25 protein-coding genes are annotated in these 25,592 nt (G+C 36.6%); 5 read left to right on the plus strand and 20 right to left on the minus strand.

Annotated elements, in window-relative coordinates:
• Positions 1-82: 82 nt before the first annotated feature.
• The gene (gene pdxS / locus ACQV2O_RS07025; protein ID WP_428874142.1) at positions 83-943 is read right to left on the minus strand and encodes a pyridoxal 5'-phosphate synthase lyase subunit PdxS; all 861 of its coding nucleotides are present in this window, start codon (positions 941-943) and stop codon (positions 83-85) included.
• 84 nt (positions 944-1,027) lie between these two features.
• Between pdxS and ACQV2O_RS07030 the strand changes: the two genes are divergently transcribed.
• Genes ACQV2O_RS07030 through ACQV2O_RS07045 form a run of 4 tightly spaced genes read left to right on the plus strand, consistent with a single transcriptional unit; the run spans position 1,028 to position 6,401 of the window.
• Positions 1,028-2,395 carry a PLP-dependent aminotransferase family protein gene (locus ACQV2O_RS07030; protein ID WP_428875373.1) on the plus strand — a complete coding sequence of 456 codons (1,368 nt, stop codon included), beginning with the start codon at positions 1,028-1,030 and terminating at the stop codon, positions 2,393-2,395.
• A 59-nt stretch (positions 2,396-2,454) separates the two neighbouring features.
• Entirely contained in the window at positions 2,455-2,913 is a 459-nt protein-coding gene (locus tag ACQV2O_RS07035; RefSeq protein WP_428875374.1) for a MarR family winged helix-turn-helix transcriptional regulator, read from the plus strand.
• A complete protein-coding gene (locus tag ACQV2O_RS07040; RefSeq protein ID WP_428875375.1) occupies positions 2,906-4,669 on the plus strand; it encodes an ABC transporter ATP-binding protein in 1,764 nt (587 codons plus the stop codon). Before ACQV2O_RS07035 ends, ACQV2O_RS07040 begins: the two co-directional genes overlap by 8 nt.
• Entirely contained in the window at positions 4,659-6,401 is a 1,743-nt protein-coding gene (locus tag ACQV2O_RS07045; protein WP_428874146.1) for an ABC transporter ATP-binding protein, read from the plus strand. The genes ACQV2O_RS07040 and ACQV2O_RS07045 overlap by 11 nt, the downstream gene beginning before the upstream one ends.
• Positions 6,402-6,819: 418 nt before the next feature.
• Here ACQV2O_RS07045 and ACQV2O_RS07050 read toward each other — a convergent pair whose 3' ends face one another.
• From ACQV2O_RS07050 to ACQV2O_RS07085, 8 genes are all read right to left on the minus strand, one after another.
• On the minus strand, positions 6,820-7,155 hold the full coding sequence (locus ACQV2O_RS07050) for a hypothetical protein (protein ID WP_428875376.1): 336 nt from the start codon (positions 7,153-7,155) through the stop codon (positions 6,820-6,822).
• Between the two features lie 738 nt (positions 7,156-7,893).
• Positions 7,894-9,060 carry an amidohydrolase gene (locus ACQV2O_RS07055; RefSeq protein ID WP_428874150.1) on the minus strand — a complete coding sequence of 389 codons (1,167 nt, stop codon included), beginning with the start codon at positions 9,058-9,060 and terminating at the stop codon, positions 7,894-7,896.
• A gap of 52 nt (positions 9,061-9,112) precedes the next feature.
• Positions 9,113-9,829, minus strand: coding sequence for a hypothetical protein (locus ACQV2O_RS07060; RefSeq protein WP_428874151.1), 717 nt, complete (start codon positions 9,827-9,829; stop codon positions 9,113-9,115).
• 10 nt (positions 9,830-9,839) lie between these two features.
• Positions 9,840-10,562, minus strand: coding sequence for a DUF5058 family protein (locus ACQV2O_RS07065; RefSeq protein ID WP_428874153.1), 723 nt, complete (start codon positions 10,560-10,562; stop codon positions 9,840-9,842).
• 305 nt (positions 10,563-10,867) lie between these two features.
• A complete protein-coding gene (locus ACQV2O_RS07070; RefSeq protein ID WP_428875378.1) occupies positions 10,868-11,800 on the minus strand; it encodes an NADP-dependent oxidoreductase in 933 nt (310 codons plus the stop codon).
• Between the two features lie 327 nt (positions 11,801-12,127).
• Entirely contained in the window at positions 12,128-12,373 is a 246-nt protein-coding gene (locus ACQV2O_RS07075) for a hypothetical protein (RefSeq protein ID WP_428874155.1), read from the minus strand.
• 730 nt (positions 12,374-13,103) lie between these two features.
• Positions 13,104-14,231 (minus strand): glycerate kinase family protein, encoded by a 1,128-nt coding sequence (locus ACQV2O_RS07080; protein ID WP_428875379.1) that lies wholly within the window; start codon positions 14,229-14,231, stop codon positions 13,104-13,106.
• Positions 14,232-14,292: 61 nt separating this feature from the next.
• Positions 14,293-14,589 (minus strand): hypothetical protein, encoded by a 297-nt coding sequence (locus tag ACQV2O_RS07085; RefSeq protein ID WP_428875380.1) that lies wholly within the window; start codon positions 14,587-14,589, stop codon positions 14,293-14,295.
• A gap of 154 nt (positions 14,590-14,743) precedes the next feature.
• On the opposite strand from ACQV2O_RS07085, the gene ACQV2O_RS07090 reads away from it, so the two are divergent.
• Complete coding sequence (locus ACQV2O_RS07090; RefSeq protein WP_428874372.1) at positions 14,744-15,364, plus strand: nitroreductase family protein; 621 nt, start codon at positions 14,744-14,746, stop codon at positions 15,362-15,364.
• A 176-nt stretch (positions 15,365-15,540) separates the two neighbouring features.
• Here the strand turns inward: ACQV2O_RS07090 and ACQV2O_RS07095 are convergent, their stop codons facing one another.
• From ACQV2O_RS07095 to ACQV2O_RS07145, 11 genes are all read right to left on the minus strand, one after another.
• Positions 15,541-16,002 carry a Dps family protein gene (locus ACQV2O_RS07095; protein ID WP_428874373.1) on the minus strand — a complete coding sequence of 154 codons (462 nt, stop codon included), beginning with the start codon at positions 16,000-16,002 and terminating at the stop codon, positions 15,541-15,543.
• 429 nt (positions 16,003-16,431) lie between these two features.
• Positions 16,432-16,662 (minus strand): PF20097 family protein, encoded by a 231-nt coding sequence (locus ACQV2O_RS07100; protein WP_428874374.1) that lies wholly within the window; start codon positions 16,660-16,662, stop codon positions 16,432-16,434.
• Positions 16,663-16,917: 255 nt separating this feature from the next.
• Positions 16,918-18,633: an ABC transporter permease gene (locus ACQV2O_RS07105; protein ID WP_428875382.1), complete on the minus strand. Its 1,716-nt coding sequence runs from the start codon at positions 18,631-18,633 to the stop codon at positions 16,918-16,920.
• The gene (locus ACQV2O_RS07110; RefSeq protein WP_428875383.1) at positions 18,633-19,655 is read right to left on the minus strand and encodes an ABC transporter ATP-binding protein; all 1,023 of its coding nucleotides are present in this window, start codon (positions 19,653-19,655) and stop codon (positions 18,633-18,635) included. Before ACQV2O_RS07110 ends, ACQV2O_RS07105 begins: the two co-directional genes overlap by 1 nt.
• A gap of 77 nt (positions 19,656-19,732) precedes the next feature.
• Positions 19,733-20,794, minus strand: coding sequence for an extracellular solute-binding protein (locus ACQV2O_RS07115; protein WP_428875385.1), 1,062 nt, complete (start codon positions 20,792-20,794; stop codon positions 19,733-19,735).
• Between the two features lie 265 nt (positions 20,795-21,059).
• Positions 21,060-22,403 carry a PTS ascorbate transporter subunit IIC gene (locus tag ACQV2O_RS07120; protein ID WP_428875387.1) on the minus strand — a complete coding sequence of 448 codons (1,344 nt, stop codon included), beginning with the start codon at positions 22,401-22,403 and terminating at the stop codon, positions 21,060-21,062.
• A 15-nt stretch (positions 22,404-22,418) separates the two neighbouring features.
• The gene (locus tag ACQV2O_RS07125) at positions 22,419-22,691 is read right to left on the minus strand and encodes a PTS sugar transporter subunit IIB (RefSeq protein ID WP_428875389.1); all 273 of its coding nucleotides are present in this window, start codon (positions 22,689-22,691) and stop codon (positions 22,419-22,421) included.
• A complete protein-coding gene (locus ACQV2O_RS07130) occupies positions 22,681-23,271 on the minus strand; it encodes a D-sedoheptulose-7-phosphate isomerase (protein ID WP_428875390.1) in 591 nt (196 codons plus the stop codon). Before ACQV2O_RS07130 ends, ACQV2O_RS07125 begins: the two co-directional genes overlap by 11 nt.
• Positions 23,272-23,300: 29 nt before the next feature.
• Positions 23,301-24,068 carry a PTS sugar transporter subunit IIA gene (locus ACQV2O_RS07135; RefSeq protein ID WP_428875392.1) on the minus strand — a complete coding sequence of 256 codons (768 nt, stop codon included), beginning with the start codon at positions 24,066-24,068 and terminating at the stop codon, positions 23,301-23,303.
• 27 nt (positions 24,069-24,095) lie between these two features.
• Entirely contained in the window at positions 24,096-24,482 is a 387-nt protein-coding gene (locus ACQV2O_RS07140; RefSeq protein WP_428875394.1) for a PRD domain-containing protein, read from the minus strand.
• A 338-nt stretch (positions 24,483-24,820) separates the two neighbouring features.
• On the minus strand, positions 24,821-25,342 hold the full coding sequence (locus tag ACQV2O_RS07145; protein WP_428875395.1) for a helix-turn-helix domain-containing protein: 522 nt from the start codon (positions 25,340-25,342) through the stop codon (positions 24,821-24,823).
• Positions 25,343-25,592 lie beyond the last annotated feature (250 nt).

Raw genomic sequence — 25,592 nt, forward strand, 5'->3', positions numbered from 1 at the left:
TGAAGTAACCAGTCGGTTACCTCACCTACTCATCAACCCTATTTGACAAAGAGCCTCTTTTTTGAAGCATGTATCTTTTCGATTAGTTACCGCGATTAGCCATAATCACTTCGACTTCATCTGGGTTCAAGCCGACCATGGCTTCACCCAAATCTTCTGACACTTCAGCGATGACTTTAGGATCTTGATAATTTTCAACAGCTCGAACAATTGCTTTGGCTCTTTTTTCAGGGTTACCTGATTTGAAAATACCAGACCCAACAAAGACCCCTTGAGCACCTAATTGCATCATTAAAGCTGCATCGGCAGGAGTCGCTACCCCACCAGCAGAAAAGTTAACTACTGGTAATTCACCCGTTTCATGCACTTTTTTAAGTAAATCATAAGGTACCTTTAAGTCACGGGCTTCGACATATAGTTCATCTTCATCCATGGCTTGAATACGTTTAATGCCCGCTTGGATCGACCGCATATGGGTCACAGCTTGAACCACATCTCCTGTTCCCGCTTCTCCTTTGGTCCGAATCATGGAAGCTCCTTCTTGAATACGACGGAGAGCTTCGCCAATATTTCTAGCTCCACATACAAAAGGTATTTGGAAATTTGTCTTATTTATATGATGGTCATTATCAGCTGGTGATAAAACTTCAGATTCATCAATAAAATCAACGTCAATAGCTTGTAAGATTTGCGCTTCGACAAAATGACCAATACGCACTTTAGCCATAACCGGGATAGAAACAGCTTCTTGAATCGACTTGATTAAGGCTGGATCGGACATCCGGCTAACGCCACCTGCTTGACGAATATCTGCTGGAATACGTTCTAGAGCCATAACAGCCACTGCACCCGCCGCTTCAGCAATTTTAGCTTGCTCTGGATTCATAACATCCATAATCACGCCACCGACAAAAGTTTTTGGATCAATAATTTCTTTAGACATAAAATCATTCCCTTCTATAGCTATATGATAAAAGATTTTGGTACTATATAAAGTACCAAAACAAAAGAATGTGAGGGTACCAGATTGTTATACTTACAATTATATAATGAAATCAAACAAAGAATCCTACAAGGTCAATTAAATCCCGGTGAAAAGCTAGCTAGTAAAAGACAAATGGCTAAAGACCGTGGGGTCAGCCTTAATACTATAACAGCTAGTTTGGATCAGTTAGCCGCAGAAGGCTATATTGAAGCTATTCAGCGAAAGGGATATTTCGTTCTCAGCCAAAAGTTAAGTTTAAAAGAACCCAATCAATGGCAGCTAAGTGAAATAGAAGCAGAAAGCCAGCCAGCTATTGATTGGCGTTACAAGGGAGTGGATCCTGAATTTCCAGTAGCCACTTGGAAAAAAATTACTATGGAGTGTCTCAATCAAGATGCAAGATATTTGACTGAAAAAGGCTCTAAACTCGGTGAACATCATTTACGTGAAACGATTGCTACCTACTTATGGAATGCCAAAGGAATTAAGGCTTCTCCTAGTCACATTATTATTGGCTCCTCAACTGAAAACTTACTTTTACTCTTAGTTAAATTGATTGGTAAGGCTAAAATCGGTGTTGAAGATCCTGGTTTTCATCGCTGGGGTGATTTTTTAAAAGCCAATCAAATTGAACAGATACCGATTGAATTAGATCAAGAAGGTGCAAATCCTAGTCCCACTGATAAAAAAGAAATGGACTTACTCTATGTTACCCCCTCTTACCAGTTTCCGACGGGCTCGATTATGACAATCGGACGCAAACAAGAACTATTAGAGTGGGCCAATCAAGACGATAAATGGATAATTGAAGATGAATATAATGGTGAATTTCGCTATCAAGGTAAGCCTATTCCCCCTTTAAAGGCGATCGACTCACATGACCATGTTATCTACTTACAGTCTTTTTCATCATTAATTAGTCCCGCTTTAAGAATATCTTTTATACTTTTACCAGACTCGCTCTTACAAAAATTTAAAGAATACCCTTATTATTTTTCTTGTCCCGTTCCACGATTGACCCAAAATGTCTTAGCACAATTCATGGCTGGTGGACATTTTACGCGTCATGTTAACCGCATGCGACGAAAATATGCTAAGAAAAGACAATTATTAGAAGAATGGGCTAAAAACTTCGATAATCTCAAAATTGTTGGTACAAACGCGGGGCTCCACCTATTATTGGAAATTCACGCTACTACTCTTAGTGAAAGTAAAATTGTTGAGATAGCAAAAAAAAGCAGCATGGCTCTATCCCCTTTAGCAGACTATGAATTAAATAAAAAAAGAAGACCCGCTAGTTTAGTAGTTGGATATGCTAGAGCTGATTTTAATGAATTAGAAGCCGGAATGAAGCTTTTGGAGGAAATATTAAATCTTAAAAAGAGAGAGCTTTCAGATCATAATGATTGACATTGGAAAGGATTGCTTTAAAATAGTTCTCATGGTAACTAATATGAAAGGAGACTTCCATGCTCTATCATTTAAAACATACAATCCACCAGGCCGAACAACTTAAAATGCGTTATGCAAATGATTATGATATACAACATTTAGACGGTCCACAAGGACACACTATTATGTACCTATACTGCCATCAAGACTCAGACGTTTTTCAAAAGGATATTGAAGACCACTTAAACATTTCTAAATCTGTGGCCAGCCATTTAATTCAACGGATGAAACGTAATGGTTTTATTGAAACTTTTCCCTATGCGGAAGATAAACGTCATAAAGTCATACAATTAACAAAATTAGGTCTTGAAAAATCGAGTAAAATTGAAGCGTTTATTATCATGATCAAACAAACCCTTCTGAATGGAATCTCACAAGAAGAAATTAATTGCTTGCATAAAATTTTTCTGCGAATAGACCAAAATATTATAAGGGCCAATAAATTATTGGATCAAAAGGAGGATACTCATGTTTAAAATATTTAAAAGACTAACCGCTAAACAAGTTGCCACGATGATAACTGCTATTATCTTAATCATTGCTAGCGTTTGGATTGAATTGCAAGTACCTGGCTATATGTCAGAAATTACACAAAGACTGCAAAATCCGGGAGTAGCTGTTTCAGATCTCTATCATCCAGGATCTAAGATGGTTGGTCTATCGATTATTGGTCTCGTCTTATCGCTGATAGTTGTCTTCCTATCAGCACGAGTGGCAGCTAGTTTTGCCTCGGGATTGAGACGTGACGTTTTTGATTCTGTTATGGATTATTCAACAAAAGAATTGCAAGATTTCTCCATTCCTAGCTTATTAACGCGAACAACCAATGACATCGTTCAAATTCAAGTCTTCTTGGCTATGGGCCTACAAATTATTGTTAGAGGACCGATGATGGCTATTTTAGCTATTGGTAAAATTTCTACAAAAAATGTGGAATGGATGTGGGTAACCTTTACTGCTGTTGGCTTAATGTTAACAACCATTATTATCCTCTTATCCATCGTTTTACCTAGACAAAAGCTAGTCCAAAGCTTAACCGACCGCTTGAACCGTATCATGCGAGAAACCCTATCCGGTATGCGCGTAATTCGTGCTTATAATGCGGAAGACTATCAAACCGAAAAATTCTCAGACGCTAACCAAGAACTAACCGGTTTAAACTTAGTCATTTACCGAACAATGAGTTTTATGAACCCTCTAATGATGCTTGTTTCTAACGGTTTGACTTTAGGTGTTTATTGGGTAGGCGCCTATTTGATTGCAGCTGCTGCCTTTCAAGAAAAAATCGTTCTTTTTTCAGATATGATTGTCTTTTCATCTTATGCCATGCAAGTAGTGATTGGTTTTATGATGATGACTATGATCTTCATTATAACGCCTCGTACCATGGTTTCTGCTAAAAGAGTCGGTGAAGTACTAGATACTAAATCGAGTCTCATCTATCCAGAAAATGCCCCACAAGAAAAAGATAAAGGGTCGCTGGTATTCCAAGATGTTAGCTTTACTTATCCAGGTGCTTCTAAGCCTGTACTGGAGGATATATCCTTTGAAGCAAAAGCTGGTCAAACCCTCGCCTTTATCGGGTCAACTGGATCTGGTAAATCCACCTTGATCAACTTGATTCCACGTTTATTCGATACCACTGAAGGAGAAATTTTGATTAATGGCAATTCGATCAAAGACTATCCTCGTGAACGCCTAAACGAAATTATTGGCTATGTCCCCCAAAGGTCTGTCTTATTTTCAGGAAGCATTGAATCTAATATTGCTTTTGGCGATTCCAGCCAAAGCCCACTCAGTGAAGCCGAAATATGGGAGGCCATCGATATCGCCCAAGCAAAAGATTTCGTCACTGAAAAAGAAGAACAATTACAAAGTTATGTAGCTCAAGACGGTACCAACTTCTCAGGTGGGCAAAAGCAACGTTTAGCCATCGCCCGAGCTATCGGTCGAAAACCGCAAATTCTTATCTTTGATGATTCCTTCTCAGCCCTTGACTATCAAACCGATCGTAAATTGCGCCACATTCTAGCTGAAAAAACCAAAGAAATGACTAAAGTCATTGTCGGTCAAAGAATTTCAACCATCATGGATGCTGATTTGATTATGGTCATAGAAAAGGGACGAATTGTTGGTAAAGGAACCCACCAAGAATTATTAACATCCAACAAAATCTATCAAGAAATCGCTTATTCACAATTAAACAAGGAGGAACTTGACAATGGAAAATAAAGATAAAACTGTTACTTTAAGAACCTATAGCAAGGGCTTCCGTCTAATCTTTGCATTGGCTCTTCTTTTCTCAATAGCTGGTTCTTATATTTCAGTAATCGGACCGGATCGAATTCGCCAAATTACCGACTTAATTGCTCAAGGCATGATGAATGAAATGAATTTAGAAAAGATCAGTCAACAAGCCACTTATTTAGCTATGTTGTTTGCTTTGGGGGCTGTTGCCAACTATGGTGCTTCCTTTATCATGGCAACTATCTCACAACGTTTAACGCAAAATTTGCGTGAAGGGATTGGTCACAAGGTCAACCGCATGCCTCTTAATTATTTTGACCAACATTCGCAAGGCGATACCCTGTCACGAGTGACCAATGACTTAGACACTTTAGGGCAAACACTCAACCAAAGTATGTCTACCCTTGTTTCTGCTACCACTATGTTAATCGGAACACTTATTATGATGTTTCGCACAGATGTTACTTTGACCTTTGTTTCTATCGCAACCGTTGTAGTTGGTTTTGGAATCACTATTTTTCTAATGATAAAATCCAGAAGCTTTTTTAAGCAACAACAAAACCACTTAGCCGACATTAACGGCCATATAGAAGAAATGTATACTGGCCATGCTATTGTACGTTCATATAATGCCATCGAATTCGCCAAGGAAACCTTTCGGACGATTAATGAAGATTTAGAAAGTAGCATTTGGAAAGCCCAATTTCTCTCAGGTATTGCCATGCCTTTAATGATTTTTATTGGTAACTTTGGTTATGTATTGGTGTGTATCTTCGGTGCAGCCTTAGTAATCGAAGGTCAGATAACGATTGGAGTCATTGTCGCCTTTATGATGTATATTCGGATGTTCTCTCGGCCGATTCAACAGTTGGCTCAATCCAGCCAAGCTTTAGCTCAGGCTCGCGCTGCTATGGCTCGTGTGTTTGATTTTCTTAATGAAGCAGAATTAGAAGATGAAAACCATAAGACGCGTCAATTAGAAGACGTTAAGGGTTTAATTGAATTCGACCATGTTCATTTTGGCTACGATCCTGAAGAAATGATTATTCACGACTTCTCTGCCTATGCCAAGCCAGGCAAAAAGATTGCCATTGTTGGGCCAACCGGTGCGGGGAAAACCACAATTGTGAACTTATTAATGCGCTTTTATGAAATTGATAGGGGTGAGATTCGTCTAGACGGTAAAAATATCCAAAAAATGAAACGTAGTGAAATTCATGATTACTTCTCTATGGTTTTACAAGATACTTGGCTATTTGAAGGAAGCATTCGTGAAAACTTACTCTTTAATAAAAAAGATGTGGGAGAAGCTGAAATGATTGCGGCTTGTCAAGCTGTCGGCATTGACCATTTTATTAATACCCTCCCCCATACTTATGACACTATCTTAGATGAAAAAGTTACCCTATCAGTTGGGCAAAAACAATTACTAACCATTGCCCGTGCGCTCATTAAGGACGCGCCATTATTAATTCTAGATGAGGCAACATCTTCAGTAGATACACGAACAGAAGTGCTTATCCAAGAAGCCATGGATAAATTAACTGAGGGTCGAACTTCCTTTATCATTGCCCACCGCTTATCAACTATTCGTAATGCTGATTTAATCTTAGTCCTAAAAGATGGTAATATCATAGAACAAGGTAACCATGACCAATTAATTCAAGCACAAGGATTCTACGCCGACCTCTATAATAGTCAGTTTGAAGCTGCCTAATCTAAGTTTACTCACACAAAAGCTCGCCCTAGCAGGCGAGCTTTTTAGCTATTGGCTCACTTGTCGTCTAAATTCAAAGTGATAGTATTGATAGCGACAATGATAGTTCAAGACAGCCCCTACAGCAGCTGATAAGCTGAAGTCGATAGAAAGCTAGATTCCAACTGCATGATGGTCAGGATGCTTTGAAGAAGGATCCAAAACCATCCTGCTCCACAATATTTTTATAATCTTTATTAAGAAATTCCCTCTTATTGTATCTTGTCTGTGTTTTAGCAAGACCCCAATCAAATTCGCTTTTTATTGATAGTTATTTTAAGTATTTAAAAAACTTCAATAATTAAAGGCATAAGTTACTTATCTTTTAAGTTTATCTACTCGTATGTCTCATCGGTATATCATACACAATTAAAATTGATCAGACCTGTTCGTCTGCAGCAGCTGGATTTACCAAGTTGAAGCGGTAATCGCCTTCCAACCCTTTGGCAATTTCATTATAAGCAGCTTTCAGTTCTTTCTTCATCTTCTGCCATGCTGGCAAAACATCTGGATGGCCTGCCCCTAATAAATTAATTGAAGCTTTGAAATCTTCATCTGTAAGAGTAATAGTAAAAGTTTTATCTCCTTCCTCAAAATCAGCCCTTAGAAAACCTTCATAATTATCTCTTAAAACGAGTAAGGCCGTCTGCTCCTTCAGCAAATTACTTAGATGTTGTTCGCTCTCTGCGCTAGTGATTAGCGTGGTTTCCAACATTTCTGGCGAAGAAAATGCCTGTGTTTTCTAATTAATAGTCCTATCTTGTATAGTTATCATGTTCGTAAATATAGACAAAGAAATGAAGAACAAATGCTTAAAAGGATAACTAGCCCTAAAAGCATTTCCAACAGCCGGGTTAATTTTTTGAAGTTTGAGTGTTTCTCATAGAAATAGCTCCTTTAATAAAACAATCATAAAATTTGAAGCAGCGTAATTTTAGAAGAGAAGTGTAACATTTTTCTTCACGCTTTATTATCTGTTCAACAAAATCTTTCTATCGCACGTAAACTTGTGGAACATAAATTTTATATGCGAACAAGTCAGCTCCACCTGTAATTATACCGAATTACAATAAGCTTCAGCTAGCTCTTTATCATTAGGTTGAAGAAAGCCGGTTCGATAAGCATCTATCAAGTGAAGAGAGTTAATTATTTGATGATAGTCATTGCGTTTATCAATTATGCGTTTATATTCAGTATCAATTGGAAGTCCCTTATAATCAAAATCTGTTAGCTAATAATCATTGTTTTGTAACATATGTGTATAGCCTAATTAATTAATAAAAAACCTAATCGTCAGTAAGTCTACTAACCATTAGGCTTATTAGAAAAAAGAGGCTCTATAATAAATAGGATGGAAGGAAGTGTTTTTTCTTCCATCCACCCTATTTGACATAGAGCCAAAAAAGATAAGTATCCTTAAATTAAAAACATACTTTCAGTAGTAGTCAAAAGACTATTCGCTTATATGTAAGAAATCCCATGCGAATTGCGCATGTAGGGCTGCACCAAACTTCAAATAGTCTTCATCAATATTGAATTTTTCATGGTGAGGGAAATAAATTGTATCTTTCTCTTCATTGCTATAACCCATCATTGCATAAGCTCCAGGTGCTTCTTGGAAATAATATGGCATGTCTTCTGATCCCATCATGATTGGGCCGTGAACGTTCTTTCCAGGTCCAAAAACTTTTTCAGCTGCTTTAGCAGCAATTTCAGTGATTCTTTCATCATTATACAAACTAATTGTACTTTCTTCAATTTCAACATTGATTGAAATATCATAGATTTTTTCTAAGCCAGCAGCCAAATCTTTAATCTTATTATGAATAATTTTTCTTGTCTCTTCATGTAAATAACGCATAGAGATATCTAGTTTAGTATATTTAGAAATAACGTTTGCTTTAGTTCCTCCGTTAAATTTACCTACCGTTAGCACAATCGGAGACTGTGAATTCACAAATTTAGTGATCATTGCATTGAGTTGAGTCACAAACTCTGCAGCAGGTAAAATCGTATCTTTTGCTTTATGAGGCATGGATCCATGTCCAGAAACCCCTTCAAAGCTCACGTAGATTGTATCGCACCCTGCCATCCGATAACCAGATGTTATGTCATATGTTCCTACTTCGATAGGCATACCATGCATTCCAAAGACCGCATCGACACCCTCCATTCCTCCATCAGCTACAACCCTTCTTGCTCCTGTAAAGGTTTCTTCCGCTTCTTGAAATAATAAGCGAACTTCTCCTGGTAATTCTTCTTTAATATCTGTCAACATTTTTGCAGCACCTAATAGCATCGACATATGACCGTCATGCCCACAAGCGTGCATTTTTCCATCTTCTTTAGAAGAGTATTCAGCTCCCGATTGTTCTAGAATAGGCAAGGCATCAATATCCGAACGCAATGCAACCGTCTTACCAGGCTTCCCACCTTTAATATGGGCAACCAAAGAAGTTATACCAACCTTTTCATAAGGTATCCCTAACTCCTCCAAACGCTTCATAAGGTACTTTTGAGTCTCAAACTCATGTTCACTTAATTCTGGATACTGATGTAAGTATCTTCTCGTTTCGATTATTTGAGTTTCTAATTCTTTGGCTTTCTCAATAAAGTTCATTATTTATCCTCCTTAAAATCTAACTAATTATTAAAATGTCAATTAAAATCTTTTATTCCTTATTGTTTGACTCTACATCATTTTTGGCCCTATACAAGGAATAAGCAATTCCTAATAAAGCGACTATACCTACATCAGCTGATGAAATTAATTTATATATACTTTCTGGTAAAAAATTTGGTGAGAATTTAATGAAAATCATAGTTGCTACAGCAATTAAGACTAAAACCATTAAATTATTTTTCTTAACCTTGGAACCTAACGTTATCATCATTGCTCCTAATACTCCTGGTAAGGCAAAATCAAAAGAAGCTAAGATGGTAGGTGGTAAGCTATTGATAATCGTTTGACCAGCTACCATGACAATGCCCAAGATGAAAAGATTTGTAAGTGTTGAAGAAATAATAGCAAATATCCCAGCTACTTCAGCCTGTTCAGATCCTGGTTTTAAATCAAGAGCGTCTTGTGTAGCAGCGATGACTGGCATACGCATATTCCCAATATTACCAGATAAAAATGACATATAAGTACCCGCTGGACCAAGAGTGGGGAAATAGGATATCGGCTCTACGAACCAAATAACTCCCACGAACCCAACAATCGAAATTAATCCAGAAATGATATCTGCAATGTCAGGATAATGACCTAATACAAAGGTTAAGTAGGAGGGAATCATTAAAGTTGAAATTAATGCAATTGCGATTGTTACCCTTCCCCAAAAATGTATGGACTTTTGAAAATTACTTGATAAATTTTTATTATTTTCCATTTTTCTCTCCTTAACTTAATATGCTTCCAACAATCATTGCAGCAATAACTGAAAAACCCATAGACCATTCCTTCAACCACTTTTTAGAACGATCTTTTTCAACGATTTTATTAATAGCAACAGTGGCTAAACCTCCGGCAATTAATGCCGCCATAGGAGCAATCGAAGAGTTTTCTTGTAAAATTCCCTTATTGATGACTTCTTTATAACCTAGGGTGAAAAAGATAATAAAAGGTGCAAAGACAGACATGTAAGCGATGGTTAAAGGGTTGGCTTTTTTCATTTTTTCTTGGATACCATCTATTCTTTTAGTAGCAAAGAAGACCACAACCAGCCATCCTGCTCCTCCTAAAGTCATAACCCAAGCAGCAGCAGATAACATCTTAGGCATAAACTCTGCTGTACCAGCAGTTCCCCCACTACCTATCTGAGCTGAAATAATTTCAAAAGCAGCCGATCCGATAATTCCTATTCTTGCGAAGGTAATTGGTCCTCCAATCCGAGAAATTAAGGCGATGGCTACCGCAAAAACAGCAAAAGCTGGACCAATCGTTCCTATAATTCCAATTTTAAATGATTTCTTTACCTCTTCATTACTTAATAAATTAGTGTTTTTAACGTGATTCTTTGCAAGACGATAAAAAATAAAGGATTGAATGATTACAGTTGATACAATAATAATCGCTAAAATCCACATCACCAAACTATTGGCAATTTGCATTGTTTCATTCATGTGTATTCTCCGTTTCTAATAAAATTTTAACTTTAAAGCGCTTTATAAAGTAAATAAAGTATAACATTTACACTTTTATAAAACAACAATAAATTACATGAAACGAAGTCCGGATAGTTGTGCAGAATCAACAAAACTCTGATTGATAGCGTTTGTTTTTGATAGTTTGCTAAGGTGTTTTGAATCAAAATTGCTATTTTTTATTTCAACGCTCATAAAATATTTATTTGCCATCAGCATTGCTCAAAAAGCAGTGAGATGCCTACGTCAGCTGTACTTCTCCCATTTGAAGAAAGCTATTGGCCTTATTTGATGACAATCACTATTTTACCCTTAGCATGGTGGCTTTCACTGATTTTATGAGCCTCACTTAAGCCATGAGCCGTCAATGGGAATTCATGCCCGATATAAGGTTTAACTTGGCCCTTTTCAATTAACTCAGCTAGTTTGGCTAAGTGGTTTCCATTCGATTTGGCCGCAAGAGCTTCAACCGTAATGTTTCTTGCTTTAGCTTTTTCCTGGTCGGCTTGACCCACGGTAGAAACAATTCGTCCGCCGTCCTTTACGAGAGCCAAACTTTTAGCTAGTGTTTCGCCACCCAAGGTATCTAAGACTAAGTCTAAGTCTTTAGCCACCTCAGCAAAATCAGTGGTTTTATAATTAATGAAGCTATCAACGCCCAGCTTTTTAAGCATGTCTTCATTCTTACCACTGGCTGTTGAATAAACATATGCACCAAAACTTTTAGCGATTTGAATAGCAAAGCTGCCTACACCACCCGAACCGGCATGAATCAGCACGTGGTCACCTTCTTTAACTCGACCAAACTCCACCATGGCTTGCCAAGCAGTTAGACCCACCATTGGAACAGCGGCCGCTTCTTTAAATGTTATATTTTTCGGCTTATGGGCAACTAAACTCTCCTTAACCGCCACATACTCAGTGTAGGTTCCACTTTTTAAAGAGGAATTGGCAAAGACTTCATCCCCCACTTTGAATTGAGTAACATCTTTACCTATCTCCACCACTACTCCGGCAGCATCCAGTCCCAAAATAATGGGAAAGTCAAAAGAAATTACTTCAGCCATCTCACCTCTTCGCACCTTGGTATCAAAGCGGTTGATGGATGTGGCATGCAATTCAATCAAAACTTGATTGTCTTTAAGCTGCGGTTTAGGTAGATTGGCTTCTACAAATTGATCGGTATCGCCGTATTGATTGATAACAATGGCTTTCATATCAAACACTCCTTCTATTTTCTAGTACTGGAAAGATTCCATCTCTCTTTAGTAATAGTTTAGCACAGGACTGTTTGAACCCCCTAAAGGGATGCTTACAGACCATAAAAATTGAGCATCTAGCGTTTAATCCAGTCCAGAATTTTGTGTAAAATAATGAAAACAATCTTAGAATTATATAAAACTTAATGTAAGATAAATAAATAGGGCTGAAGATAAAGTTGTCTTATCCTCAGCCCTATTTATTTAACTTTTAAACCACCAGACTTTTATTGTTTAAACCGTCGCATCAATCGTTCCAATTAACGACTGCATTGATTTGAAGAATTAGGGTCTATTATATGCCTCAAAGGTCTGCACATTAATGATTTTATCATTTTCAGTAATCAATGTTGTGTGTTCATTTCTTATAATTTCAATGGCTTCTTCTTTCGAAATTTCTTGATTATGAATGGGAGTTCCCATCCCTTCCCAATGGGTGAAACGAATAGGTTTAGTGGCTTGTTTGATTTGATCAATCACTTCTTCTTCTGAAACATTGGTCCCTAAATCTGTTGACGTATAATGAATCATTTGAACAACCTCCTTTTTAAGATAGTATATCACAGAGTGCAAACAAAACGTATAGTTAATGGTTTAAATTTTAATTATTTTGTGCCCTAACTGATCCTTGATATTGAATGACACTCTTTATTATTGACCGAACACTAACAATGGAGTTGGTTAACCTATTACTTATGATTCGAGTTGAAATCTTTATATTAGACAATACCTGCGTCCTATTAAGAAGACTCAAATTCTTGAGCCCCCCAACGGTCAAACATAGATTAAAAATCTGTTTTAAGATTATTTAACATTCAATTGCCCTAATAAGACGACCTTTATTTTTTTAATAAGGTCTCCTTTTAGAATTTATGAAACAAATATGCAATAAAAGGAAGAAAAGCGAGTAAATTAATTATTATTAAAATAATACTGATACACTTATTAATTGTTCTCTTGTAAGGATCTTTTTCTTTATACCATTGATAAATCGCAACCATCATTAAAACTAAAAGAAATATTAAGAAAACAACAAACAATTTTGTAGAAAGCATCCCATTCCTCCAGAAAATATTTTCAACTGAATTATTCGCATACAATACACAATCATACTATATTTATAACTCTAATTAACTATATACAATTGTAAGAACGCTTTCAACTTTTTGAAATAACCTTAAAGGAACATCCTTTTTGACAGTCTTTTTTCTATTAAAGCATTTCATTTTATAAGCAAACCAGCTTTTTTGAGCAAACTGGCTTATTTTTTTTGAGCGAACTCAATCAGATTGATCGTCCTCTCCACAGCTTTGGTTAACAGTTGTTGACTCAATTCCATTGCTCGCTCCAATTCCATGGGGCGATCAACAATAGGTATTAAGGCGAGTAAGTTCTCTTCAGGAAGGGCAACTTGTTGACTATCAATCTGTCCAGCAAATAACAAGACGGGTACCTGATACTTTTTAGCCAAACGACTGATTCCAATAGGTACTTTGCCACTGAGGGACTGATCATCGAATCTACCTTCACCAGTTATAATCAGATCGGCTTCTTTAATCAATGCGTCAAGGTTCCCTTTTTCAGCCAATAAGAAAAGCCCATTTCTAAATTTGGCTCCAAAAAAGGTCGATAAGGCAAAACCGATCCCTCCTGCTGCTCCGGCCCCTTCTAAATGTCGATAGTCTTTTTTTGTGGCCTCGAACAATAGATCGGCGTAATTTTTCATCGAAGCATCATAAGTAGGAAGATCTTTAGTAGCTAACCCTTTTTGTGGCCCAAAGACATAGCTTGCTCCTTTAGGACCTATTAAGGGATTATTTACATCAGAGGCAAGTATTAAATCAACCTGCTTCATCCGTCGATCTAGACCTGACGGATCCATACTTGCTACTCGATTCAACTCTACAGGTAAAATGGGCAACTCTTGCTGGTGGCTATCAAAAAATTTTAAGCCTAGCGCTTGAAGTAAGCCCATTCCTCCGTCAACGGTCGCACTACCACCTAAACCAAGAATAATCCCTTCAGCACCAAAATCAAGTGCTTGTATCAGTTGTTGTCCTACCCCATAGCTAGTATGGCGCGTAGGGTCTAAGTTTTTAGGGTCGGCATGAATAATACCTGCTCCTTGTGCTACTTCTATAATGGCTAATTTTTCCTGCTCAATCCATCCCCATTTTCCATTAAATGCCTTACCATCAACACCCTTGATGGTTTGTGTAATATATTCCCCTTTTAATACCGATACAAAGGCATCCACTGTTCCCTCACCGCCGTCTGCGATTGGAAAGCAGGTGACTGAATGATTAGGTAAAGCATCTTTAACGCATAAATTGGCTTGTTCACTAGTCATTGATCCTTTAAAGGAATCGATTGCTGCTAATATCTTCATTAAACACCTTCTCCTTATTTAGAAAAACGACGTAAGCATAACTCTTACGTCGTATCCCTCTTTATTTTAAAGTCGGCCAATATTCTTTGTTGGCTTCAATCAAAGCATCCAAGACTTGACGCGCCTTTTTGGCATCGACAACCGTACGATTTAAAGTAAGTGCTTGTAAGGCCTTATCATAAGATTCTTCAAGGTAGGCTTCGACCGTTAATTGTTCAAAAGCGTGTTGCCCTTCGATCATGCCTTTATAGAATGTTCCTACTTTTCCTACTGCGTAAGGTCGTGGACCATTGACTCCTAGTGAAGCAGCGACCTCAATCATGCAATCATCCGGTAAGTTCGCAACAAATAACTCCAATCGATCAAAACTTTTAGTAACTTTAGAAAAAATTTGAAACTTATACTTGCTATTTGTTAAGAATAGTGTATACTTAAAAATAGAGATATACGAAAACTAAGCTTTGAGTGTATCTGATTAGAGCAATTACAAATTAGATTTAGGAGTGAAATAAATGGGATTATTTAGTAAAGAACCAAAAGAAAACTTTTTAGACATGATTGAGAAAAGACGCTCAATTTACGATTTGAAGGCTGCATCACCAATCAGTGACTCAGAAATTGAAAGTATCATTGCAGATGTAATTAAATTTACACCTTCAGCTTTCAACTCACAAAGTACACGTATCGTTTTACTATTAAACGATAACCACAAACAACTTTGGGATTTAACTACAGAATCTTTAAAAGAGATGATGGGAGATGCTGATTTCACAGGAACACAACAAAAAATGGATATGTTCAAAAATGCATACGGAACCGTTCTCTTCTTTGAAGATAAAACAGTCGTTAAAGGTTTGCAAGAACAATTCCCTATCTTTGCTGATGGTTTCCCTACTTGGGCTCAACATACTAATGCTATGCATCAATTTAATGTATGGACTGCTTTTGCTGAGAAACATTTAGGTGCTTCCTTACAACACTATAATGGTGTGATTGATGAAAAAGTTTATGAAACTTATGGCATTTCTAGAGACTGGGAATTAGTCGCTCAAATGCCATTTGGCGAAATCGGTTCACCAGCTGGCCCTAAAGAGTTCCAACCAGTAGAAGAGCGATTCATCGTTAAAAAATAAGTAAAACACTTTCATTAACATTTGAAAAGAAGTATTGTCCAAATGGATAATACTTCTTTTTTAAATCTTTTATTAAGCTTTAAATAGAAAAATACGCCAATAAACTTAAACAATCTTCTTAAAAAGAATTCACTGAACAAAAAAACTCCCTCTTATAACGGAGGGAGATGTTATGACTATTTTTCATTAGCACTTTTATCTAAGTAAGCATTTAACATCCAAATTGTTTTTTCAGCCTCGGATTTTAAAGCAATGAGCATATCATTTGATGGAAAGTCTTCTGCTTCATCGGTTAAGTGAATACCTTCATCATACAAAGCAATTAATGTTCTATAATCGTTGACAATCGCTTCTACCATTTGATCTTGTGATAATGCTTGATCACTAGTACTTTCTTTAATAACAGAATGTTCAATAAATTCTGTTAAAGTGGCATATGGCTGACCACCAATAGCTAATAAACGTTCAGCAACCTCATCCATATCAGCTGTCACCTGATCATACAATTCTTCAAACTTTTCATGCAGTGTGAAAAAACGTGTTCCGCTTACATACCAATGAAATTGATGCAGCCGAGTATAGAAAACACCTTGTGTAGCAACCACTTTATTTAATAGATCAAACACCTTTTTCTCCATACGATTTCCTCCTATTTTTTGCTTTTAAAGCAAGGTTTTTCTCACCATTGCTTTATATCTTTAGCATAGCATGTTCCTCCTCAATAGTTAATTATTATGCTTATCTTCAACCATACTTAAAAATTAATCACTTCGGTTTCCCTTCATCCTTTTAATTAAAACAGCTATTATCCGACACTGATTAGCCAGCAACAAGAACTATCTACTAAATGAATTAGTAAAAGAAAACACCTCTTGAAACGTTCCATTGAACAATTGCTCACTCGCGAACCCTGTTAGCGATGAATAAGAATCGATTCACGAAAGTACACGAATAAAATAACTAATAAGAAAGCAAGCGAATTTAACAAGAGGTCTTAAAACATTTTTCCCCTGATTAATAAAAAAAGACTTGAAAATTCAAGCCTTTCCAGCTATTTTAAGAGCTTTTTATTTTTTACGTTGCGTTTTTAGATCGACGGTTAATAATTCACAGTTTTCACAAACAAAAGCCTCTGCTTTAGGGCGACTTAAGAAAGAACCATTACTCTTTAAAGCGAATCCTCCGCTAGCAAATATACCACCGACTAATTTTTTATCGTCGGGCTGCCACTTAATCGCATAGCGATCTCCTAATAAACTCCCTTTTAACATTTCGTTACCACATTGAGGACAATTCATACAATCATCTCCTTTAAAATTTAATGCACCGACTATCACAAACTTATCGGTTAGAGAAATTATAACCGTTTTACTTTTAACGGTTCAAGTGATGCAGTTTATGCCACTATGGAATAAGTTGTACTGCGTTTATTTCTCCACTCTCTTCACAAAGAAAGAATGGTTATTTTTATTTGTAAAGGGGCTTTCTTTTGAAGGTGGCGTTTTTATTTTACTTAATTTTTTTTATTTTAATAACAGACGATTCCTTAGAGGTCATTTCCCTCTTCTTTCCTCAGCTAAGCGATTTCCCCGACCATATATGAAATACAACGCGAGTCCCTTTATCCCCATTAAAAAGACGGAATAAACCGCATTAATTGCTTGAGCGTCACTGTTAGTGTCTGCGTTCGCATTACGACGGATCACAATACCTAAAGTAGGCTGGGAGGGTTGATATAAAAAGACTGAGAGATCAAAATCATCGACTAGACGATTAAAATGAATGGCTATAAGTGCTAGGATAGTCGGTAGGATAACTGGTAACACAATCTTTCTAAAGGTGTACCCTGATGAAGCTCCTAATAGGACCGAAGCATCTTCTAATTGATTATCCAATCCATAATAAGCTGCCTTCAAATACCTCAAGGAATTAGGAAGGGAAACTATCATATAAGTTATGGGTAAAATCCACCAAGATCCGATTACTGAATGTCCTCCTAATAAAAAGGAAGGCCGATCATAAGCCATCAGATACCCCACTACCAACAGTATCCCTGGAATCAACCAAGGAATATAAAAGACGTATTCTAAAAGAGGCGTGAAAAATTTTAGCTGCCCACGGTGAAGCTTGCGAGCAACAATAGCCATTAGAAAAACGGCTGCCAGTGCAGCAATTAATGAATAAAGAATGGAGGTCACAATGGGTTGAAGGTTGTCACTCAGTGAAAAAACCTTGACATAATTATCTAAAGTTAACTGACCAAGTGAAAGATTAGCAGATCGTAGGGCTTGAGATTTTGAAAAAGAAGCGATGATTAAAGCCACGAGCGGTAAGGAATAAATTATCAATATAAGATAAGCTAGCACATGAATTACTGCATTCCAGATAGGCGACTGAATTTTTTGCTTTTGCAAGCGAGCTTGCGTCTTTGACAGAGATAAGTAACGCAGGCGGTGTTCGTTACGAGTCATACTATATAGTAAAAAAATTTGGGTGAAGCCTAGAAAGATCGATAGAATGGACGCTAAGTCCCTAGAAGCAGGCCGATTAGCAAAGGTTAAAATTAATGGACTAATCGTCTGAAACGTCTTCCCTCCTACCATAACTGGTGCCGAAAAAGCTGCCAAGCCTGTTTGGAAGGTCATAATAGTCAGCGTTATAATTACCGGCTTAAGTGTTGGTAAAACAACCGTTTTCAAAATATAACTAGGGCTTGATCCCATCAACTTGGCTGCTTCAATCAAGTTAAAATCAACCGATCGGATAGCAGACGATAAGAAAAGCATATAAATATGAGTGGTGCCGAAAGTCATTACAAAGAAAACAGCTCCAAATCCTTCAAACCAATAAGGATCTAAATTGGGCAAGACCTCCATTAATAACTTGGTTAAAAACCCATTCTTTCCATAAACAAGTAGATAGCCAAAGTTCATGACAATTCCACCCATTAACAGGGTAGTCATGTAGCCCATCTTCAAGAATCTTGCCCCGCTTATCTCAAAATAATCCGTGACTAGAACTAAAAACACGCCTAAGAAATTCACTGATACAGCCAAAGAAACAGCTAAAACAAAGGAATTTTTTATCGATTGCATGGCGCGATTGGACGTTAACACTTTCTCAATTGAAGAAAAATCAAGGTTGCCACCCACTAGTAAACTATTGGTGAAAACAACACTAATCGGATAGATAATAAAGGTAATAACTAGCCAAATGATAAAAGTATAGAAGAATAAATGAGTCACCTTTTTATTAGATATTTTTGGCATTAGCTCTCACCTTTTTCATAGGATAAAATGCTTGCTGTATCTAAAGATAGGGTCACAGAATTGCCAGGCTGAAAGGTGTTCAATGTTTGGTTGAGCGTCATAAAACGAAGTGTTGACGGTCCCGCTTCAACTTCGTATAGAATAACATCTCCTTGAAAGATTTTATTCGTAAGGGTCGTCGTAAAACTTAAATTGTCAGAAGGATATCTGTTCACATGCAAGTTCTCTGGACGAATATAATGACGCTTCGATCGATCGAATTTGAAATCGCTTTGACGGTTCAGCCATTCTACTAAATTTTCTGAAAGAAAATTGACATCTCCGACAAAATTACAGACAAATTCTGTTTCTGACCGATTATAAATTTCACTTGGCGTTCCCACTTGCTGAATTTCCCCCTTATTAAAAACAGCTATTCGGTCTGATAATTCTAAAGCTTCGCGTTGATCGTGCGTAACATAAACAGCTGTAAGATTTGTACGCGCTTGGATAGCTTTCAGCTCCCCTCTCAACTGTTCGCGTAATTTTGCATCCAAATTGGATAAGGGTTCATCAAATAAAATTAAATCCGGTTCAGTAACTAACGTTCTTGCTATCGCCACACGCTGTTGCTGTCCACCTGATAACTGGGAAACATTTTTAGTTAAAAGGGTGGTGTCGAGGTCGACTAATTGCGCTTGTTCGGCTACTCTTTGTTTAATTTCTTCACGATTCACCTTCGCTACTTTTAAACCATAAGCAATGTTATCAAAGACAGTCATCGTCGGAAATAAAGCGTAGGATTGAAACACCATGCCGATATTTCTTTTTTCAGCTGGTTGATAGCTTATGTCTTGTTCATTTAATAAAATTTTACCATGACTCGGTAATGTTAAGCCTGCAATGGCGCGAAGGGTGGTTGTTTTTCCACAACCGGAAGGACCCAATAAAGTAAAAAATTCTCCTTTATTTATTGATAAATTAACACCCTTGACCGCGGCAAAGTCTCCATAACGAATTTCGATTGATTCTAATTTAAGCATAAGCCCACTCCTTTATTGAATAAGAAAACAAAAAGCCTCAGCCTCGAAATGAGGATGAGGACTTGGCGAGAATGATCTTATGGCATATATTCCAGTTCTAATTTTTCTACCCAACTATCTACATTCTGACGGTAGAAATCCCAGTCAACATCCATACGGACCATTTTATCTAATAATGCTTTTAGGGGTTCGGAAAGCACTTCTTGGCCACCTTCCGTCACCGGTAAGAAGCCAAATTCTTCAGCAAAAACTTTTTGCACTTCATCAGAGCCGTACCAGTTTACGAAATCTTCAGCCGCTGAATAATCATACTCTTCTCCCTTATCTAAAATCCCGATTTGTTCAGTCATGGAAAAAATACCGTATGTTGGAACGATTGGCTCTAATGCTAAGTCATCGTACTCTTCTAAGGCAAGCGCAGTCCCTGAAATATGATAGTAGTTATAAGGGGTTGTGCCTTCTTGGAAAAGCACCCATTGGTCTTCCCCTTCACGTGCTTGGTAGCCATTATTGATATAAGCCGCAACTTTTTGCCACCCTTCTTCAGAAATTCCAAGTTCTCCTTCATCATCGCGGTATTGCATTAGCATGGAAAGAATAATTTTTTGGTTGGTTGAACCTGCTAAATCCGACGGAATACGGTACTTATTCTTCAACGCCTCTTCTTGGCCTAACGCTTCCAATGTTTTTACAGCATCTTCTTGGTTTATAAATTCAGGATTGTACATCCCAAAAATATACGCTTCAGCAAAAGGATAAAATTCACCCTTGCCGATGATAATTTCTTCGGGTACGTTTTCGGCCCAAACTGGTTCAAAAGCATGTAAATCAACTTGCTCTTGTACATTTAACCAGTTGGCTTCATCCATCCCAATAATCACATCCGCTTGTGGATCGTTTGCCTCAGCCAGTAGCCGATTGTAAGTATCTCCCCCCGGAGCGGTTACCATTTCCAAGTAAAAGCCTTCAGCTTCAGCTAATTCGACAAGCCGAGCCGTACGCGCATCGTCATAATAAGTATTGGAATAAATCGTTACTGTACGCTTTTCGTCTTGTGCCATTCCTTTAGCAAGTCCAGTGCTAGTAAAAACGGATGCAGACAAAACGGCCATTGATGCTATTAAAAATTTTTTATTCATTGATTAAGCCCCTCATTATTTTTTTCAAACTAAGATTACCAACCCACTCTATTAAAGTCAATTGTTGTGACAAAGTTACTCTCCTTTCAAAAGCTGATTCAAGTATTTATTATTAATTTAAACACTTACTAACGTTAATGGATTCATACCGTTAAAGATATTTACGTTTTTAGGCAGCTATTTATAGAATTTTCTAATAAATAAAAAGACTAGCGCATACTTTCCGCTAGTCTCAGTTTATTTATTAATTCATCGATTCAAGCATCTATAATCCTTCATTATTTTTAACAGACTTCAATGCTGAAGAACTAAAAATTGCCAGTAGTAAAACAACCAGTGCGTAAATGCCCATTTTGCTAAAAAGTTGAGATAAATAACCTAATATGATTCCTACCGTAGCAAAGTCTGTGTCTCCAAAGGTGGTATTGGCAAATCCTAACTCCCCTAATAAAGGTAACATCAAGGCTGGTAAGAGGATGAGTAAAATGCCGTGAACAAATCCACCAATAAGTGTTCCGCGTAGACCCCCTTGACCATTATTTAAAACACCAGACCCTGCTCCAACGAAGAAAAGAGGAATTAAACCAGGAATAATCAGTGGTAAATTAGTAAATGGTAAAACTAGAAAGGCTGCAAAGCCTCCAACTAAAGCTGCAAAGAAACCTATAATGACAGCGTTTTGGCCATAAGGAAAGATTGCCGGTACGTCAAGTGCTGGCGTGGCATCCGGTACAATTCTTTCAGAAATACCTTGGAAAGCTGGAATGATTTCCGCTAACATCATCCGTACCCCTTGCAAAACAATCACAAAACCAGCTGTAAATGTTAAGCCTTGTACAATGGCAAACATAATGTAATTATCTCCCCCTGCCAACTCAGTCATTAATGTCGAATCAGCGGCTAGGAAAACCACGAGATAAATAATTACCATCACGATCGCTGTGGTAATTGTACTATCGCGGAAAAAGCCAAATTTATCCGGAACATTGAGATCTTCTGTTGACTTCTTTTCATCTCCTAAAAATCGAGCAATAAGAGCCGTAAGCGAATATGAGACTGCATTGAAGTGACCCATGGCAATATCATCACTTCCGGTGACTTTACGATAAAAAGGCTGTACAATGGCTGGTGATAACACCATAGCGCTTCCTAATAAGAATGAGCCAATTAAAATTAATTCTAGACCTTTAAAGCCAGCTGTCCCTAGAACAGCCGTAACAAGAGCAGCCATAAATAAGACATGATGACCGGTTAAAAAGATATATTTATATTTCGTAAAGCGGGCTAAAAGAATATTAACTACAAAACCTAATCCCATAATAATGGTCATTTCAGTCCCTAAAAGATCTTGTGCTAGACCTATCACCGCTTCATTATTGGGAATAACACCTTGCACATTAAAGGCATTTTCAAAGGCGGGTGACAGTGTTTCAAGTGATCCGGCAATAATACCCCCACCTAAAGACATGATTAGAAAGCCGATTATGGTTTTGGTTGTCCCCGTCAAAATTTTACTAAATGACGCCTTTTGTGCGATTAAACCGATTAATGCAATTAAACCAATAATAATAGCGGGCTGATTAAAAAAACTGTATATGAAATTCATCATTCTATTTCACCCCTTTTAATTATTATCAAAAAATGCTACTAATTGTGCTTTTAAATCCTCTTTATCCATCACATTATTCACATAAATGACTTCTTTGTTTGTTGATTTTAAATTATTTTCAAATTGTGTCGTAGTAACTAACAAATCTGCCCCACTGCTATTAGCCGAACCAACATCAGTTGCTTCTACATCAGCCGTTTTTCCTATTTCTTTTAAAATTTTGTCGACATTGATTTTCAAAATAAGACTTGAACCTAAACCATTCCCACAAACTGTATTAATTAGCATTTCTATCGTCCTCTCTTAATTTAACTAATTTTTGTTCTACTTCAATCAAAATAATATGAAAAATCGTCATAGCCGCTTCTTCTACTAAATCAGAGTCTTTGAAAGCAAAATCAATTGAAAAATCTAATGCTTCAGCTATTGCTCCTCCATTATTGCCTAAAACCCCTACCGTCTGAATTCCCATTTCATTTGCCTTTTGGGCTGCTCTTATAATATTTTCTGAATGGGCACTTGAGGATAAAACGATCAATAAATCATTTTTATTACCCAAGCCCTCCACTTGACGAGCAAATACATTTTCATATCCATAATCATTTGCTGTCGCCGTCATCACACTTGGATCAACGGTTAAAGTTACAGCCGGGAAACCACTCCTTTCTATTTTATAGCGCCCTATGATATCACCGGTAATATGTTGCGCATTGGCGGCACTTCCGCCATTGCCAATCGTCATTATTTTATTCCCATTCTTTATGGTGTTAAAGACAAGCTGTGATAAGTGCTTTAAATCTTTTGAACGATTTTTGGCAATATCGTCAAATATTGCGGTTCTCTTTTTAAATTCTATCGCGTAATCCAAAATAATCATCCTTTATTTTACTTAGTATTCTATCCTTCTTTTGCTTTAATATAGTTTAGAATTTCTTGAGGTTCCTCAGCTTTTTCTAGCAATTCATAAAAGGGACCATCATCCAAAAGATCGACTAATTCTGCCAATGCTTTTAAATGCGAATTATTATCCACTGTACTTAAACAAAAAACATATTTTACGGGATCATGTAATTCATGACCAAACACAACGGCTTCTTTCAAAGTGGTGATTCCGATCGCAGTTTCGATCACGCCATCTTCCGGTCGAGCATGAGGTAAAGCAACATGCTTGGTAATGACAATGTATGGACCATTACTTGCAGTATTGTTAATCATTGCTTGAATATAATTTTCCGTAATTTTTCCTTCTTCTTTCAGAACCTCAGCACTTTTTTGAATGGCCTCTTTCCAATCCTTAGCTTCAACGTTTAACTGTATAAGTTTGTTATTTGTAATTTCACTTAACATAGGCTGTTCCTTTCTGATTAAAATTTGATTCGTGGGAGCTGAAAATAAATAGGACAATTCGCTCATTAAAGCTTTCTTATCCTTAATAACACTATATTTTTCAATAATTGCCATCAATGAATTGATATTCACAGTTTCTTTCATCGTCATATTAGCAAACCTTTTATTAAATTGCTTCAATAGATTTGCTTTGTCGATATTGTTCATTACTGGATTCACTATAAATAAAGGCTTATTTGTTTCAATTAAAATAGTTGAGAAAACGACATCTATTTCTCTGATCACTTCGTTCAATTGTCCAACTGAAACATTCTTCAAAAAATTTACTTGAGGAAATAATTTTGTTCATTCATTCCTGAGCAATACAGAAACACCGATATCACTTGGACAAACAATAACACCTGACATTTTATAATTATCAGTATCTTTAGTGTCTTTTATAAAAGTAGCAAAGTGAATGGTTAAATACGCCAGATCATCTTCAGATATGGATTTGATAACTTCGATATTTAACTGTTGGAATAAATCCTCGATAATGGTATAAATATGTCCATATTTATTTAAGATTTGATCTTTCAAGGGATTCACCATCGGAAAGTTCAAATACATCCTATAAATAGCTGGTCGAATATACATTCGTAATTGATTGAATACTCTTTCTCTCTCTTTTAAAGTAATGGCATATGTTTTATTCAGACCTTCTAAAACACTGTCAATTATCCGATCAATCATTGCTTGCTCTTTTGAGTCATTGATGATTGTTTTTGTGGAGTAAGATAAAATCAGAGCGGTTAAGACTTCGACGTCATTAAGATCAAAAATATTTTTAGCTTGTAAAATTTTTTTGACAACTTAAATTCACTAGTTTCATTCAATTTAAACCAGAGTTTCTCTTTATTAGGCAAGCTAATCAGGCTCTTTCGAAGTAAATAAAAAACAAAAGTATAAGTAATTATATTGATATTATTATCTGAAATAATTAGCCGATTTATTAATAGTTCTTGCTTTCATTGTTTTTTAAAATCATAGAAAAGATGTGAAGCCTGTTTATCCAAAACCAGTTGAATAATTTATAGGGCTTCCTCATATGAAATAACTTCCACTGCAAAGTTTATCAGCGCATAGAAAACATCTGTTTCATCACCAATGAGTTGGTAACCATTTTCTCTTGAATACTTGATGGTTAGTTTAAATGAGGATAATTTTTTATTTGATTTCTTTAAATCATCTGTGACTGTACCACGACTAACTTCTAGTAGGTCCACTAAATGAAATAACGAAATATTATGATTGTGTAAATATAAGTAAAAGAAGATAATTTTCTGTCTTTCTTCCTCATCAAAAACATAATCAATATTACCCTTTAATAAATCGCTAATAATAGCTTGAACGTTATCAAGCAAGATTAACTTGCCAGCTGATATTTTTTCAATGGCATTGTAATGATTATCAGTCAACCACTGATTAATGTTATCAATACTATCGTTGACTGGCCGTTTCGATAAATTTGTTTTTTGCTGAATCTCTTGCGTAGTGATATCTGGATTATTAAGGATAAGTTTTAATATATATAAAGATCTTTTCCCAATCATAGCCGCGCAACCCTCTTTTAATTATAATAATTGAAAACGCTTAACCATTCAATAGCTATTGCTTTCAATTTGTGTAAAAACAAATGACAAAATTGTGTGCGACTAGTCCCATTTGATTGAGACAGGGCTTTTATGTTCAAACTTAAATTGTTTAAATAGTATTAAGCGATTAAATCAATGATAGCGTAATATTTCTTGTGTAAGCTCCGAGACTCCCTAGAAAAAGAGACCTCACTTATGTAAGATTGTA

It is taken from the genome of Facklamia sp. P13055, from assembly GCF_050409445.1.
Lineage (GTDB): Bacteria > Bacillota > Bacilli > Lactobacillales > Aerococcaceae > Facklamia.